The following is an 18,707-nucleotide window of genomic DNA, read 5'->3' as shown; positions in this document are numbered from 1 at the left end:
GTCAGCGGTTTTTTCTGCTCTCTGGCTACGCGAGTTGACTTTCCCAGGAAGACGGCTATGGTCGTGGGTTCACCCGCCAGCCAACAGGGGAAGCGAGTCCGCATGTCAGGCCGATCACCGCGAGCACGCGACACGAAGAAGGTCGCTCAGTCGTCACCGAAGGAGAAGCGCGCCGAGAAGCGCGCGAGCCAGGAGCCACGAGCGTTCATCAAGCCACGCAAGGGCGCGTCCGGTTGACGAACAGCGCGGGCTCCTCGCTGTGGGGGGCCCGCGGAACTCTTTCGATCACGTGGCGGCGATGCGGGTCACCACCACCACGAGCGGCCCTGCAGCATGTCGCCGAAGTCCTCCGGCTTCCCGCGCCCCGTGGCCCTCGCCCCGAGATAGCTGTCGACCACCGCGCGCCCGAGGTCGTCCAGCTCCGGCGCCACCACATGACCGCCCGCCCGTCGCGCGAGCGCATCGATGAACCGGGCCAGCCCCGGATCCTCCCCCAGCCGGAAGAAGGTCGTCTGGGCGCCCATCCGCTGCACCGCATCCAATTCGCGCACCGTGACCGCCACCGTCCGCGAGTCCGGCGGATACGCGAAGAACACACTCCCGTCCGGACGCAGATGCGACGTCGGCTCGCCATCGGTGACGATGAGCAGCACGGGCTGCGCCGTGGGATTCTTGCGGAAGTGCCGCTGCGCGAGCAACAGCGCGTGCTGCAGATTGGTGCCCTTGTCCCACACCGAGTCCTTCGCCGTGAGCTGCTCGATGTCGATCACCTCGGCGTGACGCGCGAACGCGATCAGCTGCAGCTTGTCGCCTCGGAACCGCGTCGAGATGAGGTGGTGGAGGGCGAGCGCCGTGCGCTTCATCGGCACCCAGCGACCATCCAGCGCCATCGAGAACGACGTATCCACCAGCAGCGCGACGGCGGCCTGCGTGCGCTGCTCGGTCTCGACCACCTCGACGTCGCGGGTGTCGAGCCGCACGCCGTCCGCGACATCACCCCCGTCGAGCACGGTCCGCAGCACCGCGTTCGACACCGTGCGGGGGATGTCCCAGGGCTCCGTGTCGCCGAACGCCCACTCGCGCGTCGAGCCGGTGCGGTCGCCGGCGGCGCCGACGTTGCGCGTTTCCCGACGACCCGTGCGACCCGACTGCTGCGTCGCGATGTCACGCAGCAGCGCCCGCCCCAGCTGCCGCATCGCCCGCGGGGTCAGCCTGAGCTGCCCGTCGGACGCGCGCTGCAGCATCCCGGTGTCCCTCAGCTCCTGCTCCAGCTCGCGCAGCGTGCGGGCACTGACGGCGGCGTCCTCGCCCATGAGCCGCTCGAGCGCGTCGAGATCGATGTCGTCCATGCGCGCGCCCGGATACATCTGCCCGAGCTGATCTGTCAGCGAATCGAGGTCCGAGAGGTCCTGCATGATGCCCGTCGCCTCGCCGAGACCCGTCGGCTGATCTCCGGAGAAGGATGCTGAGCCCGACCAGTCCTCGCCGGGTCGAAGTGAGCGCAGATTGTCGTCGAGACGCGACAGCGACTGCATGAGATCGGGCGAGCCGAACGCCTGCTCGGCGAGGCTCATCAACTCCTCCCGCTGCTCGGGGGTCATCGAGTTGAGCATGCGCTGGGCAGCCGCAGCACGCTGCGCCAAGGCATCCATCAGCTCATCGAGGTTCTGCGGATTCTCGGGGAACTGATCCCCGTGCTTGCGCATGAACTCGTCGAAGTCCTCGGGCGTGTCCTCGCCGAGCCGGCGCTTCTCGAGCAGGTCGTTGAGATCGTTGAGCATGTCGCGGATCGCCTGGCGATCAGCATCCGTGGCGTTCTCGAGCGCGTTCTTCATGCCGGCGAAGCGCTGATCCAGCAGCTCACGGCCGAGCAGCTCGCGGATGCGGTCGTAGTCGGCCCGCGCGGTCGGGCTCTGCCAGTCGTAGTCGGCGAGGTCGTTGACCGCCGCGGCGGTGCTGGTGGGGAGGTTCTCGAGCCGCATCTCGGCGAAGGCTCTGGTGTCATCGTCGAGATCGACGTCCCGCACGAGGTGCTTGCGCTCCTCGAGCACGGCGTGGTCGAGCAGGCGACGGACCTCTTCGAGGGTGCCGTCGAGGCGGTGGCGCTGGGTGAGTTGGGCTCGACGCTCACGGACGCGGCGGGCGAGCTCGTCGAGGCCGAGACGGTTCTGGTCGCCGCGGCGGAGGTACTCGCGCATCGCGCGCTCGGCGGAGGTTCCTTCCATGACCTCACGCCCGATCGCCTCGAGAGCGGACTGGATGGGGACGGGGGGCGCGAGCGGGTCACCCCCGGCGTAGCGGCCGTAGCGGGAGGTGTGCGCAGGGGTGCGGTGGAAGGAGCGGGGCATTACGGATGCCTCGGAACTCGGTTGAGCGGGGGGCGCTGCGGCGCCGGAAGTCGAAACGCCTGGGGAATGCGGGCGTCGTCAGCCATAGACCGTCTCACCGCCTGCGCTGTCCTTGCCGATCTTCTTCTCCAGGTACAGCGACTCGAGGAGCAGCTCCAGCGCACCGGCACGCTCCCCCGGCGTCACCGCCTCGAGGCGATCCGCCACCTGGTCGTACAAGTCCGACTCGCCCAGCACCGGCATTGCGGACAGAACCTCGGCCGCAGGAATCTGCTCGCCGGTCATCACCGTCGCACCGGTGTGCAGGGCATCCGCCAGCGCACGCGAGTCCAGCCCCCGCAGGTGCGCACGAGCCGTGTCGGCCACCGCCGTACGCAGCAGGTGCTCGAGGATGGCGCGCTCGCGGCCCTCCTCCCCCGTCTCGAACTCGATCTTGCCGCCGAGCACGTCCACCGCGGTCTCGAGGTCGACCGGACGCGCCACGGCGACCTCCTCGTGCTGGCGCGTCGCGCGATGCAGAGCCGCCGCGGCGATCGTCTCGGCGCCGGCGATCGCGAACCTCGCGGATACGCCCGCGCGCTGGTCCACAGCATCCGATTCCCGAAGGTTCCGCGTGAAGCGCGCGAGGATCTCTAGGAGGTGCGCGGGCACCTCGGCCACAAGGTCGGCCTCCTGGCGGATGACGGCGATCTCCTCGTCGATCGTCTGCGGGTAGTGCGTGCGGATCTCGGCGCCGAAGCGGTCCTGCAGCGGCGTGATGATGCGGCCGCGGTTCGTGTAGTCCTCGGGGTTCGCGGTGGCGACCACGAGCACGTCGAGATCCAGGCGCAGCACGTAGCCGCGGATCTGGATGTCGCGCTCCTCCATGACGTTGAGAAGCGACACCTGGATGCGCTCGGCGAGGTCGGGCAGCTCGTTGATCGCGACGATGCCGCCGTTGCTGCGCGGCACGAGCCCGTAGTGGATCGTCTCGGGATCGCCGAGCGAGCGCCCCTCGGCGACCTTGATCGGATCGACGTCGCCGATGAGGTCGGCCACCGACGTGTCGGGGGTCGCGAGCTTCTCGGCGTATCGCTCGCTGCGGTGGCGCCAGTTCACGGGCAGGTCGTCGCCCAGCTCGTTCGCACGACGAATGGATGCTGGGGCGATGGGGTGGAACGGATGCTCGCCGAGTTCCGACCCCTCGATGACCGGGCTGTACTCGTCGAGCAGCCCGTTGAGGCTGCGGAGGAGGCGGGTCTTGCCCTGGCCGCGCTCACCTAGCAGGACGATGTCGTGTCCGGCGAGGATCGCGCGCTCGAGCTGCGGGATGACGGTGGTGTCGAAGCCGTGGATGCCGGGCCACGGGTCGGTGTTCGTGGCGAGCGCCCGGAGGAGGTTCTCGCGGAGCTCGATGCGGACCGGGCGATAGGTGTGACCCGATGCGCGCAGCTGGCCGGCCGTCGTGATTCCGGAAGGCGAAGGTGTCATGCCGGGAGGCTACGCCTGGTGCGCCGGGCTCGGGGCCGCATACGGGAAATCCATCGCGACGCGAGCCGCGTCGCGGTCGCCGTCACCGGAAGGTCGGCCCGCACCTCGTGCTTCAGGTGGAAGGTGAACTCGGGGTGGGCGAGCAGGTTCGCGTACCACGACCGGGCGCCGGGAGTGCCGGTGATGTACACCTCGCCGTCGACGTTGTGGAACCAGATCTCGATCCGGCGGAGCTGCTGGGAGCGGGCTCCCCGCGTGGTGATGTCGACCACACGCTGCGCGAAGGGCGCGTCGTCGGTCAGGGCGAGGGCGGTCTCGATCGCGGCATCCATACTCGTTCTCTACCGGGGGTTCCGCCGGAACGGAAACCGACCGCGACTTCCATCGTCATGCAGGCCGACCTGTGCGGGCCATGCTCCCGGAGGCCACGGCGCCGAGGCGATCTCCTGGGGCTCAGGGGCCGCCGAACCCTCCTCCGGTTGCGCCTCCGCACGGCGCTGAGGCCAGCGTCGATATGGAAGCAGGATGCGTCCTTTTATTCGAATGTCGGAGGTGTGTTTGACACAATGAATCATGGATATTTTCTCCGACATGCAAGGGGCGCTCGACGCGCTGCGCGCGGCGTTCGGAGACGGTGACGCGGCCGGCATTCCCGCAACGGCGCAGGAGCTCGATGACGACGATCTGCTGTCGGTGATCCGGAGTGCCCGACACTCGTCCGTGCCGGGGAGTCCCTCCGGATCGCGGCGTCCGGGGTCGTGGCAGCTCGCTCCACGAGGGATGCCGGGCACGGCGGACTCGCCCAGAAGCGCGGGCACCGCTCGGCGGTGTCGCTGATCCAGGACCTCACCGGCAGCACGCTCGCAGACGCCACGAAGCAGGTGCGCATCGGCGAGGCGCTGGCCGCGGCATCCGTTCCTGCTGAAGCCGATGCTGGTGACGGCGAGGCCACCACGGCCCCCGTCTCAGCAGCGCCGGCGCCACACCCGTGGCACGCGGCGCTCGGCGCGGCGCTCATGTCGGGCGCGCTCACGTCTGCGCAGCACGACGCGATCTTCCGTGGGCTCGGGGTGCCGCCGACCGGATCGGATGCAGACGACGAGAACCACGCGCGCGATGCGTGGGCACGGCGGCGACGCACCTGATCGATGAAGCGCAGGTGCGTACCGTCGAAGAACTGGTGACCGCCGCAAGAGCCCTGCGCGACTTGCTCGACCCCGAGGGTGCGGAGCGCCGCTTCGACGAGCGGTTCGAGGCACGTTCGTTCCGCACTGGACCGACCGCGACGGGGTGCGGCGCGGCAGCTTCACGTTCGACGACATCGGCGCGGCCGGCATCGAGACGATCATCGGCACCGCACTGCGTCCGCGTCGCGGCGGACCGCGCTTCGTCGACCCCGACGAGGCCGCGCGGGCTCAGGAGCTGCAGAACGATCCGCGCACCAACGACCAGCTCGCGTACGACCTGATGATGGACATCGTCCGTGCGGGCGCGCTCGCCGACGCCCAGGCCGTGTTCGGCACCCGCCAGGCAGGCATCCGCGTCGTCGCCACTCGAGCCGCCCGGGACGACCCGTGGGACGGACGCCCTGCGGTTGCGCTGGCCGAAGACACCGGCGCGACGCTGCCGGGCTGGATCATCGGTACCCGGGCCTGCGACACCGCCACCATGACCGTCACCCTCGATCCGGCGGGCAATCCGCTCGATCTCGGACGAGAGGCGCGGCTCTTCACCCCCAAGCAGCGCATCGCGCTCGCGATTCGGGATGGCGGATGCCGCATCCCCGCGTGCGACCGCCCCGCATCGTATTGCGAGGCGCATCACATCGATCCGTATGCACAAGGCGGCCGCACCGACATCGACCGCGGCATCCTGCTGTGTCCGTTCCACCACATGAATCTGCACCACCATGGGTGGCGGATCACGAGAAACGGGAAGGAGGACTTCGTCCTCCATCGCCCCGGACTTCCACCCACCGCGCTGCCGACTCGGGTGGCTCGCCGATACGATTTCGGCGACCTCCGACCAGCGCCGCGAAGACTCATCCCCGCCGGGTAGCGGCGGGGCGCGACGCACCCATCACCGGGCGGCGGGTCCGGACTGTCACCGACCTCGCCGGCGGTGCGCGTCGCGCCCCACTCCACCCTGTTTCGCCGGCAGGGCGGCGGCATCCGTCCTCAGCGGTTCTCCCCCGAGACGTCGATCAGCACCTTGCCCACGGCGCCCTGCTCCACGGCGTCGTGTGCCGCCGCGGTCTCCTCGAGAGAGAACCACGTCAGCGGAAGCCCCGCCGCCTCTCCCACGGGGAGTGCGCCGTCGCGCAGCGCGGCGGTGATGTCCTCGGCGGCGGCTTCCAAGGCGGCTGCGCCGACCGTGTACAGCAGCAGCCCCTGGATGCGCACGTTCTTCGCGAAGGTCGGCCGCACCGGGACGGTTGCCTGCTCGCCACCGTTGTCGGCGTAGTACGCGATCGAACCGTGATTCGCGACCACCTGACCATCGAGCCCGGCGTTCTGCGCGATCGACACCTCGACGATGTGGTCGACGCCGCCGGGCGCGATCGCGGCGATCAGGCCGGCGGCATCCTCATCGCGGTAGTTCACGATGTGGTGAGCACCCGCGGCACGCGCGAGCGACGCCTTCTCTTCGCTCGAGATCGTCGCGATCACCGTCGCACCCGCCCAGACCGCGAGCTGGATCGCCGCGTGTCCGACGGCACCGGCTCCCCCGGCCACGAGTACGACACGTCCGCCGAGCGAACCCGGCGCCAGCCGCGCGGGTCCGAACTCGTGCACCGTGAGCGCCCGGTGCGCCGTCATCGCGGGCACACCCATGCTCGCTGCCACGTCGAAGCCGACACCATCCGGCAGCTTCACCGCCCGTTCGGCAGGAACGACGGTGTACTCCTGCGCCGTGCCCGTCGGGCGCTGGTGCTGGGCGAGATACAGCCACACGCGGTCGCCCACGGCGAATTCGGTCACCCCGTCGCCGACGGCGTCGACGACACCCGCTCCATCCTGATTCGGCACGACCTCGTCGAACGCCGGCTTCGCTCCGCTTCCGGCCCGCGCCTTCCAATCCGTCGGATTCACGCCCGAGACGGCCACCTTCACGCGCACTTCCCCGGGCCCGGGAATCGCGGGCTCGCGCTCCGCGAGCGAGAGGACGGACGAGCTTCCGGTGCGGGAGTAGACGATCGATCGCATGCCACACGCCAACGCGTCCGGCGCCGTCGGCATTTCCGATCCGCGTTGCCGTGGAGACCGGCCCCGTCCATGCGGTGGTGCGCACTCCCTGCCGAAGACCCGTCGGCCCGGTTCCTCAGGAGGGCGAGTGTCAGCCCACCGATCCGGCGCGCGGGGGGCGCGCCCGTACGATCCAGCTGATCGCGAGAAGGACGGCCAACGCGCCCGCGATGATCCAGAGCGCTCCTTGCCCGATCCAGGCGGATGCCGCGGCGCCGAGCACCGCGCCGGAGGCGATCGACGCCCACAGCAGCAGATGCCGCGGCCACCCGGTGCCGGACTGGCCGCGCATCGCGCCGACCAGACCTTGCCCGACCTTCACGAGCGCACCCGTCATGTACGTGACCCCGAAGGCGACCTGGCCACCTCGGGCGAAGACGGTGCTGAGCGCGCCCATCGCGAAGGCGAGGCAGCATCCGCTCGCCCAGCGCCATTCGATTCCGGCGAGATCGCGGCGGCGCACACCAGGCTGAGGATCAGAAGCAGCACGCGCAGCTGCCCGCGCGCGCGATCCCCGGGCACGAGCGTGCCGGCCATCACGCCCATCACGAACGCGACGATCAGCGTCAGCGCGAACGCTGCGCTCACGAGCGAGAGCTGCGACACGTCGACGCTCGCGCGGGTGGTGTTGCCGGTCATGAACGACACGAAGTACCCGCCGAGGAAGACGAACGCGAAGCCGTCGACGTATCCGGCGAGACCCGCGAGCATCACAGCCGCCGCGAGCCCCCTCCTGCTCAGGCCCCTCACCATGGCAGCGAGCGTATCGACCAGGGGCCACCGAACGCCGACGGCCGCCGGACGAGAACGGAGTCCTCGCCCGGCGGCCGCGTCGCCCGGGTGCTCAGTCGAACGGGTCGAAGTACGCCACGGTCGCGGCGTCGATGTTGCTGTCGAGCCCGACCGCGTCGAACGCGGTGGTGCTCGCTCCCGTGACGAAGACCCGCCGCGTTCCGTCGGCCCGCTGGTCCACCGCCACGCCGTTCGCCCCGTCGCTCGCGCCGGTCGCGTCATAGGCGGCCGACCACACCTGCTCGCCCGTGACCAGGTCGTAGGCGAGCGTGACGTAGTCCCAGGCCGACTCGGCACTGCGGGACTCACCGGTGACGACGGCGCGGGTGCCGTCGGCGGTCAGCGCCACGTCGTAGGCGACGTCCAGCCCATGAGCGGTGCCGTCGTACCGCGTCGCCCAGAGCTGCGCGCCATCGGCCACGTTGTAGGCGACGGACGCGTAGTCCATCTCAGCGCCACCCTCCACGTTGCCGACGACCACCAGGGTGCCGCCGTCCGGGCTGATCGCGAGCGCCTGCGGCACATCCGTGCCCGCGTCGCCGTAGCCGGCCGCCCAGCGCTCCTCGCCGGTCGCGAGGTCGTAGGCCACCGTCTCCCAGTCGACCTGGCGGTCCGTGTTGCTCACGACGCCGGCCACGATCACGGAGTCGCCGACGATCGCGATGTTGTCCGCGATGTCGATCTGCCCGTCCGAACCGTTGCGCAGCACGTCCCACTTCTGGGCGCCGGTGGTGGCGTCGTACGCGACCGTGCCCCAGTCGGTGAGACCCGTGCCGTCGCCCCGGCTCTGGCCGGTGATGACGACCGTGGAGCCGTCCTCGCTCACCGCGATGCTGCGTGCGTCGTCGGTGCCGTTCACCGGATCGTCGTACCGCGTCGCCCAGCGCTCCTCGCCTGTCGCCGCGTCGTAGGCGACGGTGGCATAGTCGAGCTGCGCCTCGCCCGTGGTCTGGTACCCGGTGACGTAGACGGTCGAGCCGTCCGGGCTGACGACGAGGTCGTTCAGCGAGTCCCCGGCCTGAGCCGGCCCGTCCAGACGCGTGGTCCACCGCCGCTCACCGGTCGCTCCGTCGTAGGCGACCGTGAGGTAGTCGCCGCCGCTGGTCCCGCCGACGTACAGCGTCTCACCGTCGGGGCTCATCCCGAAGCCCGCGGGCTCGTCGGAACCGCCGTCCGAGGCATCCCACTGCTCCTCCCAGATCACGTCGCCGGTCTCCGGGTCGTACGCAGCAGTCAGGAAGTCGCTCACGAGTCCACCTGCCGACGGCGGCCGGCTGTAACCGCTCATGTAGACGCGCCGGCCGTCGGGGTGGAGCAGGAGCTCGCTGCCGACATCGGAGGAGGTCCCGAACTGCCCGCTCGCTCCGTCGTACCGAGCGGCCCAGTCCTCGTCACCCGGCTGCTTGGCTCGGAGCACGATCGGCGACCGCACCGTGTGCGTGCCATCGGTCCACGACAGTTGGCCGGCGAGGTAGTCGAACAGCTGCGTCTCCTCGCCGACGGCGAACGTGACCGAGTACGACGCGGTCTCGCCCGGCGCCACAGTGAGCGTGCTCGGCTCGACCGTGACACCCACTCCGGCGAGTCCGCTCACCGTCGCCGAGTAGGTCGCGGCCTTGTCGTCGACGTTCTTGACCGTGCGCGTGACGGTCTGCGTGCCGTCGAGCAGGCCGATGCCGATCGACGGGGTGTTCAGATCGCTCGGGTCCAGCGAGCGCCCTCCTGCCTCGAGATCGTCACAGGCGGCGTCGGCCACACTGCGGGTCGACCCGCAGAGGAACGCGGTCCAGTCATCGACACCGCTCTCGTAGACCAGCCCCGGGTCGGCCGCGCTCGTGGGCTGCACGTGCCCGGCACCCTGCTTGAAGATGAGGTTCGGGTCGGTGTTCGCCTCGCCGTCCAGGACGTCGGACCCCGTGGTCATCAGCGCCGACTTGATCGCCATCGGCGACCAGTCCGGGTGAAGGCCCTGCAGCAGGGCGGCGAGCCCGGCGACGTGGGGCGCCGACATCGACGTGCCGCTCATCAGGTTGAAGTCCATCCCACCCTGGCCGGGAGGGGCGACCGCGGCGAGGATGTCCTGCCCCGGAGCGATCACGTCGGGCTTCAGCACATCGCCGTTGCCGGCGACGAGCGGGCCGCGCGAGGAGAACTCCGCGGTGAAGGGCGCCGTGCCGCCGTTCGCGATGACCGTCTTCTCGATGGTCGCGGTGGCTCCGGCCGTCGCCGCGTAGGCGCTGATCGCGCTCCACTCGGTGTCTTGCAGGTGCACCGTGGGCACCGAGTGGAAGTCGGCGTTCAGCGAGTTGCCGAAGGCGTTCACGAAGATCATGCCGACCCCGCCCGCCTCCGCGACGGCGCGCGAGGAGTTGACACGGGCGATGTCGCCGCCGCGCTCGCAGAGCACGATCTTCCCGGTGACCCCGGCGGGATCGAGTGCCGGCTTGCCGTTGTTGTCGCTCGCGGGATAGCAGCGAGCACCCGCGCCGATCGAGACACCCGAGAGCCGCGCGGCGGCGCCCGTGATGACCGGGGCGGGCCCGACCGCCGCGTTGCTGAGCGACACGCCCTCGTAGCGCGCACCGTTGCCGAGGACCACGGCGCCCGTCGTCGTGCGGTCGTGGGTGCCGGCAGCGACGGTGGTCAGCCAGGGACCTGGGTGGGCGACGGTCCCGGCGTCGGGGCCCGAATTGCCGGCGGACGCCGCGACGAAGATGCCGGCTGCGGCAGCGTTGAGGAACGCCGCCTCCGTAGGCTCGAGGAAGTCGGTGCTGGAACCCGAGACCGAGTAGTTGATGACGTCGACGCCGTCGGCGACGGCCTTGTCGATCGCGGCGACCATGTCGGACGTGTAGCCGGTCGCGGTGGAGCCGTCCTCGACGGACCACAGCGCCTTGTACGCCGCGATGCGCGCTCGCGGCGCGATGCCCGAGATCTCACCGAAGGGCGCCGCCGGGCCCGTCACGTCGACGCCGTAGTTGCCGCCCGCGGTCGAGGCGGTGTGGGTGCCGTGGCCGTTGTAGTCACGCGGCGAGAGGAACTCCCACGGCAGCTGCTGCGCGACGCCCTCGTTGCCTCCCCACGCGGCGTTGAAGTACTGGGCGGTCACGAGCTTGTTGTTGCAGAGGTTGGCGTCCCACGAGTCGTCGCCCACCTTCTCGGCCGACGCGCACGTGCCACGGAAGCCCTTGGGCTTGCCCTGGTACACGAGCTTCTTGTCGCTGCGATCGGAGAAGCTGGCGACCTCGGGCCAGATGCCGCTGTCGATCACGCCGATCACGATGTCCTCACCCGCTCCCGGCGTCTTCTTGCCACCGGTCGGCCCCCCGAGCTGTGCCCACAGTCCGTCCTCACTGTCCAGCCCGAGGAATCCCTCCGTGGACGACGTGTCGGTCTCGACCGCCTCGTCGGGGTGCACCGAGACGACACCTGGCTGCGCCTCGAGTTCGGCGGCCTGCGCCGGGGTGAGCTCGGCCGCGAAGCCGTTGAAGCTGTACACGTAGCTGTACGAGGGCTTGCCGCCCTTCACCTTCGCGAGAGCCGCCCGCTGCTGCCCTTTGAGGTGCGTGCTGTACGCCTCGACCGCGGGGTCGGCCGGGTCGACCTTCGCTCCGCCGCGAGGCTTCGTCGACGCGAGGCCCTTCTCACCGCCCTCGTACGCGACCACGGGCGCCGGCGCCATCTGCACGATGTACGTCTGCGGCTGCGCGGCTTCGCTCACCAGGGCCTCCGCGTCCTCGGGGGTCGTGACCGTCACGCCGCCGGTCCGGTCGCCGAGGTCCTCCACCGCGACCGGCGCCGGGTCCACGGCGAGCGCCGCAGGCGGCGCGGCCGGCGCAGCGGTCGCCACGAGGGCGAGGGCGGCGGCCGCCGCGATGGCCAGCCGCGTGGAGGCGTGCCTCCGCGGTCGTTGTCTGAGATGTCTGGGCACTGTCTCTCCTCGCGCACGGATGATTCGTTTCACACCTTGCGTTGCAGGTTACGGACGGGTGAACGGGGCGTGCATCCGTGACCTACACTGACTTTTGCTCGCGCCCCACGAGACGAATGGCAGTCATGCCTCAACCCCCGGCTCCACCTCCCGGCGGGGTGTCGCCTGTCCTCGTCGGTCGTCGCGCCGAGTTCGACGCGCTGGCGCGTGCGATCGCGTCACCCCCGGCACTCATCGTCGTCCAGGGCGAAGCCGGGATCGGCAAGAGCCGACTGGTGCGCGAACTCCTCGCCGCTGCGCCGGGCGGCGCGGCGGTGCTGATGGGTCAGTGTCAGGCACTGCATGATCCGTTCCCGCTCGGACCGGTGCTGGACGCATTCCGGCAACAGCGTGATCGCATCGGCGTCCGCGGCCTCAGCCCCGTCGTCGGCAATCTGGCTCCGCTCGTGCCCGAGATCGCCGACCGCCTCCCGGCGCCACCCCCACGCCCGGCGGATCAGCGCGACGCGCGACACCAGATCTTCCGCGCGGCGACCGAGCTGATCGAGCATCTGTCGCCCGCCGTGCTGGTGCTGGAAGACGTGCACTGGGCGGACGCCGTCACTTTCGACTTCCTCACCTACCTCATCGCCCATCAGCCCGCCGACGTGACGATCGTCGTCACGAGCCGCACGGACCTCGGGGCGACTCCGGTCGGCGAGTCGTTCGCACGGGCGCCTGAGGGCCGGACCCGGACGGCACGGCTCGTGCCGCTGGATGTCGCGCAGGTCGGCGAACTGTCCCGGCACCTGCTCGGCGTGGATGTCCCCGATCCGGTCGCGGCGGCGTTGCACGAGGTCACGGGCGGCGTGCCCTTCGTCGTCGAGGAAGTCCTCCGCACTCTGCTGGCGCAGATCCCCGCCGCGGACATCCCCACCCACACGGAAGCCCTCGCGGCGCTGTCCGTGTCGACGGCCCTCCGCGATGTCGTCATCCAGCGGCTGATGACGCTGGACGCGACCGCGCGGGAGGTCATCGAGGCGGCCGCCGTGGTCGGGCTGACCGTCGACCCCGGCCTCACCGCGGAGCTCACCGAGCACGACGCCCGGCACGTGGCGAAGGCGCTCACGTCGGCCCACGCCGCGGGCCTGCTGCATGAGCAGGACGGCCGCAGCCGGTTCCGGCACGTGCTCGCGCAGCAGATCGTCTACGACGCCACACCCTTGCCGACCCGTCAGTGGTGGCATGCCCGCGTCGCGCGCGTGCTGGAGGAGCGACACGACCCGATCCTCTCCGCGCGCATCGCCCACCACTACCGGCGCGCCGGTCTCGTGAAGGACTTCGTCCGCTGGGCGGAGACCGCCGCCGATGAAGCCGTCCGCCACGGCAACGAGGCCGCGGCGGCCGAGTTCCTCCGCGAGGCGACGGCCGACATGGCCGAGCTTTCGATCGACGACCGCGTGAGGATCGCGACGAAGCTCGGTCGTGCCGCGGTGGACGGACTGGCCCACGCCGAGTCCGCCCCGATCCTCACTCGGCTGCTGGAGAGCGAGCAGCTGACGCCGGCCGCCCGCGGCGAGCTGCGCTTCGCCCTGGGCAGGCTCTACCGTCAGCAGGGGTTCGCCCGCGACGGGTACGGCGAGATCGAGCGTGCGGTCGACGAGCTCGACGATCGTCCCGACCTCCAGGCGCGGGCGCTGGCCGTGCTGGCCGCACCTGAGACCGTCGTCGACGTGCCGCTCGAGGCGCATCTGGCGCGGTGCGCACAAGCCGTGGCGGCGGCTCAGCGCGCCGGATCGGTGGACGTCGAACTGGGGGTGCGGATCGCGCGCGCATCGCTTCTCCTCGAACAGGGCGATCCGGCCGCGTGGGGACTGATCGACGCCGCGCGACGCGACCCCGTGGTGCTCACGCAGCCACGGGAGCACGCTCGCGCCGCGATCAACTGGGCGCAGGGCGCCCTCCACATCGGCAACGTGCGCCGCGCCGACGAGCTGCTGGCCGAGGGGCGTTCGATCGCCGAGCGCTCGCTCGCGCCGCGCCTGCTGGAGGTCTTCGAACTGGTCGGCGCGATGGTCGACCACGCCGCAGGGCGATGGGACGGCCTCGCCGAGCGGGCGCAGGACCTGGCCTCGCGCGCGTTCGGATTCGGTGCCGCGTCGTTCGAGGCACGCTACCTGCACCACCTCGTGCAGGGCTCTCGCGGCAACGCCGCGGAGGCGGTCGAAGGACTCACCGACCTCATCCGCGACTGCGAGAGGGTCGGTGCGGTGTGGCCGCTGGTGCCCGCGCGCGCGGCCCTCGCTCGTCTCCGGCTCACCCTCGGCGATCCGCAGGGGGCCTTCGACGAGGCATCCGCCGCCCTCGAACAGCTCCGGCGCAAGGGGATGTGGGCGTGGTCGGCCGACGCCCTGGTGTGCCACGTCGAGGCGGCATCGGCCCTGGGCGCGGTGGACGACGTCCGCGCACGGATCACGTCCGTCGGCGACCGCGTTCGCGACGCGCAGGCGCCCGCGGTCGCCGTGGCCGTGATGACGTGCGAAGCCCTCATCGCGCATCACGACGGCGACACCTCCACCGCCGAGGAGCGGCTGTCTCGAGCACGTGCGGCGGCGCACGACGCGGGGTTGGTCGCCGTGGCGGCTCGATCGACGGAACGACTCGGAGACTGGCGCTGCGAACGGGGTGCGGCCGACGGGCCGAGCCTGCTCACGGAAGCCCTCACCGCGTACGGGCGCCTCTCGGCGCGACAGGACATCGCCCGCGTCACCCGCACCATGCGCCGGCACGGCGTTCCCGTTCCGTATCCGTGGCGCGGCGGTCGCCCGACGCACGGCAACGACCTTTCGCGGCGCGAGCAGGAGGTCGTGCAGCGAGCGGCGGCGGGTCGCACGAACCGCGCGATCGCCGCAGAGCTGTACCTCTCTCCCCGCACCGTCGAGACCCATATGTCGAACGCGCTTCGGAAACTGGGGCTCACCTCGCGCGACGAGCTCGACGCGGGCGCCCTCGAGGCCTCGCCGAACGACTGAGCGCGGCCGTCAGGCGCCCCGCGCCATGCCATCCGGAGCGAGCCCCGACAGAACCGAACGGCGGCCGTCCTCTCGGGCGACCGCCGTCTTCTCACCGACGCTCAGTCGTCGGTGTCGGTTCCCGTGGACACCACCGCGAACCCGGCATCGAGGTCGAGCTCGACGAAGTCCCCCGCGGCGGTCAAGACCGTGACGTCCCACGGGGACGTGCCGTCGTCATCTGCCTCGATCTCGACGATGCGGCCGTCGGCCTCGGCGAGCGCTGCGTCCACGATCGCGGCGATCGCGTCGGCATCGAGGACGTACAGCGGGGCCCCGTCGTCGTCGGCGGACTCCGTGGAGACGACGGATGCCTCGCCGCCGGCGTCGACGCGCACCTCGGTCTCGGCGCCGTCCGCGGCCTCGAGCGTCACCTCGGCGCTGCCGTCGCGCTTCAGATCGATCGAGGTGGGCTCGCCCTCACCGGCGGCGGACGCCGCGTCGATCATCGCGACCAGGTCGTCGGCGGAGGCGGTGCCCAGGTTCGACACGTCACCGTTGGTGCTGTCGTCGCTCGAGTCGTCGGCGTCACGCGAGTCGTCGCTGTCGTCGGACGACGCCGATGCGGCGAGGTCGGCCGCCTCGTCTGCCATCTCCGCGCCGAGGGCGATGCCGCCGCCGGTGAGGATCGCGGCGGTCAGCACCGCGCCGCCGCCGATCAGCCAGCCGCGCGTGCGGCTGCGCTTCGGGGCGGGAGCGGCGGGCGCACTCGCCTCGGTCGCGTCCGCCCGACCGGCGTGACCGGGGGCCGGAGAAGCAGCGAGCGCCTCGGGCCGACGATCGTCGGCAGGCTGCGCTGCAGCGGGGGAAGTCCCGGGGGTGCTGTTCTTGTCATCCATGCTTCGATGGTGCCGAGCGGTCGCTGAAGCAGACCTGAAGCATCCTGAAGCGGCGTTCAGGGTGACGCCGGCAACGCGACGGCGAACCGGGCGCCGCCCCGTGGCGAGTCCTCGACGCGCACGCTGCCCCCCTCGGCCTCCGCGATCGCACGCACGATCGCGAGCCCCAGCCCGCTGCCGCCCGCATCGCGCGCACGCGCCTCGTCGAGCCGCACGAACCGTTCGAAGATGCGCTCGCGCTCCTCCGCTGGAATACCCGCGCCGTCATCGTCGACCGTCAGCAGCACCTGCCCGTCATCCTCGACCACCCCGATCGCGACCGCGCTTCGCGCGTGACGAACGGCATTGTCGGCGAGGTTGCGCACGAGCCGGCCGAGCAGGCGGGCATCGCCGCGCACCCGCGCGGCGTGGACGCCGGACGCATCCACCACGACGCCGCCGGCGCGCAGCCGCTTCACCTCCGCCAGCGCGAGGTCGTCCACATCGACCTCGTCCCGCTGCAGCACCGCGCGCTCGTCCAGTCGCGCCAGCAGCAGCAGCGCGTCGACGAGCTCCTGCATCCTGAGCCCCTCGTCGTGGACCACGCTCGCGAACTCGTCGACGGACGTCGCCTCGGGATGCAGCTGTGCCAGTTCGGCGTGCTGGCGGATCGTCGCCAGCGGCGAGCGCAGCTCGTGGGAGGCGTCGGACACGAACCGGCGCTGCGCGGTGGCGGCAGCATCCAATCGGTCCAGCATGCGATTCATCGTCCCCGCGAGCGCCGCGATCTCGTCACCCGAGGGCGGTACCGCCACGCGGCGGTCGAGGCGCTCGGCCGTGATGTCGTCGACCTCTGCGCGGATGTGCGAGACCGGGCGCAGCGCACGCCCGACGACCCACCACGTGATCCCGGCGACCAGTGCGACGACGGCGACGACGGCGAACGCCAGCAGCACTGCCACGGTCGCGAGGGTCTGCGCGTCGTCCTCCACCGGCAGGGCCAGGAGCAGCGTGCCGTCGTCGAGGTCTTCGGCCACGACCAGCATCGGCTCATCGTCGTAGATGACGGTCCCCTCCGCACCCGGCAGGTCTCCGCTGTCGGCCTCCTCGGACGAAGCGACGACTCTCCCTGCGCCGTCGCGCACCTGCACGATGTCGTCGTCCAGCTCAGCCACCGCCGAAGGGCCCTCGGCGTCGATCCGCTCCGCGAGCTGCTCGGCCCGCGTCTCGGCCGCGCGAGCGGTGGCGTCATGGATGCTGACGGACAGGATGCCGTAGAAGGCGAGTGCTCCGACCACCAGGGCAGCGGCGACGACCAGCGTCGCGGCCGCGGTGATGCGTGTCCGCAGCGAGCGGCGGCGCCGCGGCTCAGCCACCGTCGGCCGCCAGACGGTAGCCCGCACCGCGGACGGTCTGTATCGCGTCGCGCCCGAACGGCCGGTCGACCTTGCGCCGCAGGTGCCCGACGTACACCTCGATGATGTTCGGGTCTCCCTCGAAGTCGTCGTTCCACACACCGGCGATGAGCTCACGCTTCGACAGCACCTGCCCGCGATGGCGGATGAGGTGCTCGAGGACCGAGAACTCCCGCGATGTGAGGGCGATCTCGGCGTCGCCGCGCCACACCATTCGCGCTCCCGGGTCGAGCCGAAGGTCCCCCGCTTCGAGCACGGCCGGCCGCTCGATCCCGCCGCGGCGGATCAGCGCACGCAGCCGCGCGACGAGCACGGCGAACGAGAACGGCTTGGTGACGTAGTCATCGGCCCCGGTCTCGAGCGCCTCGACCTGGTCCCACTCCCCGTCCTTCGCCGTGAGCATGAGCACGGGCGTCCAGTTCTCCTCGGCGCGCAGCGCCTCGCAGACCTTCCAGCCGCTCATGCCCGGCATCATGAGGTCGAGCACGATGGCGTCGTATGCGGTCTCGCGTGCTCGCCACAGCCCGTCCACGCCGTTGTGCGCGACATCGACACCGAAGCCTTCGGCCTCGAGCCCGCGACGGATGCCGTCGGCCAGGCGCTGCTCGTCATCCACCACCAGAATCCGCATCGGGTCCAGTCTGGCCCGCCGCGCCTGAATCCGACCTGAAGCGCGAGACTGGGCATATGGTCACGGTCACTGCCGTTCGCGGCGACATCACACGGCAGCGCGTCGATGCGATCGTCAACGCGGCGAACAACGCGATGCGCGGCGGAGGCGGGGTCGACGGCGCGATCCACCGCGCGGGCGGCCGGGCGATCCTCGATGACTGCATCGCGCGCTTCCCCGATGGCCTGCGCACGGGCGACGCCGGCTGGACGACGGCGGGAGACCTCCCGGCGACCTGGGTGATCCACACGGTCGGGCCGAACTACGCCGCCGGCGAGCGGGACCGCGGGCTCCTCGAGTCCTGCTACCGGCGAGCGCTCGAGGTCGCCGACCAGATCGGCGCTCGCAGCGTCAGCTTCCCCCTCATCAGCGCCGGGGTGTACGCCTGGCCGCTCAACGACGCGATCGATGCGGCGGTCACCACGATCGCCAAGACCCCGACCCGCGTCGAAGAGGTCGTCGTGGTCTCGTTCAGCGAGGACACGCATCGGCGGGTGCAGCCGCAGGTGCATCGCCTGTTCCCGCCGGCGACGGAGCCGGGCTCGGTCGGCCGGCTGTTCGAACGCGCGCCCGCACAGATGGGCATGCGGGGAGACTCCTACCTGTGGCTCGCCCTCCGCGCCGAGTTCGCTGCGACGCCGCTCCCGTCCACGTGGTTCGACCTCCGCCCGATGGTCGTGCAGGCAGCGGAAGGGATCATCGGCGCCCCTCTCACCCACACCGATGACCCGATCCACGTGCCTGAGTTCGATCCCGGTCATGGAATGTCGGCCGGCAACGTGCTGCCGTCGTGGTGGCTCGACACGGGCATCCCGATCCTCATCGACCGGTTCGAGGCGGCACGGCAGGCGAACGGCCCGGAACTGTCCACGCAGTGACCGCCGCCCCTCTTGCGGGTGCCGCCTGCCGGGAGTATCTGTGAGGTGTTCGCGCGAGCGATCGCGCGATGCGGGGAATCGCGGATACAG

General features: G+C 71.1%; 14 protein-coding genes. 4 read left to right on the top strand and 10 right to left on the bottom strand.

The window, feature by feature from the left end; translation table 11 throughout:
- Positions 1-305 precede the first annotated feature (305 nt).
- From J2Y46_RS08220 to J2Y46_RS08210, 3 genes are all read right to left on the bottom strand, one after another.
- On the bottom strand, positions 306-2,348 hold the full coding sequence (locus J2Y46_RS08220; protein WP_045297143.1) for a VWA domain-containing protein: 2,043 nt from the start codon (positions 2,346-2,348) through the stop codon (positions 306-308).
- A gap of 78 nt (positions 2,349-2,426) precedes the next feature.
- Entirely contained in the window at positions 2,427-3,818 is a 1,392-nt protein-coding gene (locus tag J2Y46_RS08215; protein ID WP_045297141.1) for an AAA family ATPase, read from the bottom strand.
- Positions 3,815-4,150: a nitroreductase/quinone reductase family protein gene (locus J2Y46_RS08210; RefSeq protein WP_310241540.1), complete on the bottom strand. Its 336-nt coding sequence runs from the start codon at positions 4,148-4,150 to the stop codon at positions 3,815-3,817. Before J2Y46_RS08210 ends, J2Y46_RS08215 begins: the two co-directional genes overlap by 4 nt.
- 426 nt (positions 4,151-4,576) lie before the next feature.
- Here J2Y46_RS08210 and J2Y46_RS08205 point away from each other — a divergent pair, with 426 nt between their 5' ends.
- Together J2Y46_RS08205 and J2Y46_RS08200 are read left to right on the top strand one after the other, a co-directional pair.
- Complete coding sequence (locus J2Y46_RS08205; protein WP_310241538.1) at positions 4,577-4,963, top strand: hypothetical protein; 387 nt, start codon at positions 4,577-4,579, stop codon at positions 4,961-4,963.
- Positions 4,964-5,108: 145 nt separating this feature from the next.
- Complete coding sequence (locus J2Y46_RS08200; RefSeq protein WP_310241536.1) at positions 5,109-5,876, top strand: DUF222 domain-containing protein; 768 nt, start codon at positions 5,109-5,111, stop codon at positions 5,874-5,876.
- Positions 5,877-5,995: 119 nt separating this feature from the next.
- Here J2Y46_RS08200 and J2Y46_RS08195 read toward each other — a convergent pair whose 3' ends face one another.
- The 4 genes from J2Y46_RS08195 to J2Y46_RS08180 form a co-directional block, all read right to left on the bottom strand.
- Positions 5,996-7,024: an NADPH:quinone reductase gene (locus tag J2Y46_RS08195; RefSeq protein ID WP_310241535.1), complete on the bottom strand. Its 1,029-nt coding sequence runs from the start codon at positions 7,022-7,024 to the stop codon at positions 5,996-5,998.
- Positions 7,025-7,154: 130 nt separating this feature from the next.
- Positions 7,155-7,460 (bottom strand): DUF1275 family protein, encoded by a 306-nt coding sequence (locus J2Y46_RS08190; RefSeq protein ID WP_310241533.1) that lies wholly within the window; start codon positions 7,458-7,460, stop codon positions 7,155-7,157.
- The gene (locus J2Y46_RS08185) at positions 7,397-7,816 is read right to left on the bottom strand and encodes a DUF1275 family protein (protein ID WP_310241532.1); all 420 of its coding nucleotides are present in this window, start codon (positions 7,814-7,816) and stop codon (positions 7,397-7,399) included. Before J2Y46_RS08185 ends, J2Y46_RS08190 begins: the two co-directional genes overlap by 64 nt.
- Positions 7,817-7,907: 91 nt before the next feature.
- Positions 7,908-11,786, bottom strand: coding sequence for a S8 family serine peptidase (locus J2Y46_RS08180; protein WP_310241531.1), 3,879 nt, complete (start codon positions 11,784-11,786; stop codon positions 7,908-7,910).
- A gap of 125 nt (positions 11,787-11,911) precedes the next feature.
- On the opposite strand from J2Y46_RS08180, the gene J2Y46_RS08175 reads away from it, so the two are divergent.
- Entirely contained in the window at positions 11,912-14,797 is a 2,886-nt protein-coding gene (locus tag J2Y46_RS08175) for an AAA family ATPase (RefSeq protein WP_310241530.1), read from the top strand.
- A 101-nt stretch (positions 14,798-14,898) separates the two neighbouring features.
- Here the strand turns inward: J2Y46_RS08175 and J2Y46_RS08170 are convergent, their stop codons facing one another.
- From J2Y46_RS08170 to J2Y46_RS08160, 3 genes are read right to left on the bottom strand one after another with little or no spacing between them, the layout of a single operon-like run.
- Positions 14,899-15,675, bottom strand: coding sequence for a hypothetical protein (locus J2Y46_RS08170; RefSeq protein WP_310241527.1), 777 nt, complete (start codon positions 15,673-15,675; stop codon positions 14,899-14,901).
- Between the two features lie 56 nt (positions 15,676-15,731).
- A complete protein-coding gene (locus J2Y46_RS08165; protein ID WP_310241526.1) occupies positions 15,732-17,030 on the bottom strand; it encodes a HAMP domain-containing sensor histidine kinase in 1,299 nt (432 codons plus the stop codon).
- Positions 17,023-17,700, bottom strand: a complete 678-nt coding sequence (locus J2Y46_RS08160; RefSeq protein ID WP_310241525.1) for a response regulator transcription factor — start codon at positions 17,698-17,700, stop codon at positions 17,023-17,025. Before J2Y46_RS08160 ends, J2Y46_RS08165 begins: the two co-directional genes overlap by 8 nt.
- A 56-nt stretch (positions 17,701-17,756) precedes the next feature.
- Here J2Y46_RS08160 and J2Y46_RS08155 point away from each other — a divergent pair, with 56 nt between their 5' ends.
- Complete coding sequence (locus J2Y46_RS08155; protein WP_045297130.1) at positions 17,757-18,617, top strand: O-acetyl-ADP-ribose deacetylase; 861 nt, start codon at positions 17,757-17,759, stop codon at positions 18,615-18,617.
- The last annotated feature ends 90 nt before the right edge of the window (positions 18,618-18,707 follow it).

Origin of the sequence: Microbacterium sp. BE35 (assembly GCF_031457705.1) — a bacterium.
Taxonomy (GTDB): Bacteria; Actinomycetota; Actinomycetes; order Actinomycetales; family Microbacteriaceae; genus Microbacterium; species Microbacterium trichothecenolyticum.
The sequence above is the reverse complement of the archived record's forward strand: the minus strand, read 5'-3'. Positions and strand labels throughout refer to the sequence as shown.

Bases quoted from the DNA above. Each gene is read 5' to 3' on its own strand.
- J2Y46_RS08220 (WP_045297143.1), bottom strand. From the start codon at position 2,348: ATGCCCCGCTCCTTCCACCGCACCCCTGCGCACACCTCCCGCTACGGC.
- J2Y46_RS08215 (WP_045297141.1), bottom strand. From the start codon at position 3,818: ATGACACCTTCGCCTTCCGGAATCACGACGGCCGGCCAGCTGCGCGCA.
- J2Y46_RS08210 (WP_310241540.1), bottom strand. From the start codon at position 4,150: ATGGATGCCGCGATCGAGACCGCCCTCGCCCTGACCGACGACGCGCCC.
- J2Y46_RS08195 (WP_310241535.1), bottom strand. From the start codon at position 7,024: ATGCGATCGATCGTCTACTCCCGCACCGGAAGCTCGTCCGTCCTCTCG.
- J2Y46_RS08190 (WP_310241533.1), bottom strand. From the start codon at position 7,460: ATGGGCGCGCTCAGCACCGTCTTCGCCCGAGGTGGCCAGGTCGCCTTC.
- J2Y46_RS08185 (WP_310241532.1), bottom strand. From the start codon at position 7,816: ATGGTGAGGGGCCTGAGCAGGAGGGGGCTCGCGGCGGCTGTGATGCTC.
- J2Y46_RS08175 (WP_310241530.1), top strand. From the start codon at position 11,912: ATGCCTCAACCCCCGGCTCCACCTCCCGGCGGGGTGTCGCCTGTCCTC.
- J2Y46_RS08170 (WP_310241527.1), bottom strand. From the start codon at position 15,675: ATGGATGACAAGAACAGCACCCCCGGGACTTCCCCCGCTGCAGCGCAG.
- J2Y46_RS08160 (WP_310241525.1), bottom strand. From the start codon at position 17,700: ATGCGGATTCTGGTGGTGGATGACGAGCAGCGCCTGGCCGACGGCATC.
- J2Y46_RS08155 (WP_045297130.1), top strand. From the start codon at position 17,757: ATGGTCACGGTCACTGCCGTTCGCGGCGACATCACACGGCAGCGCGTC.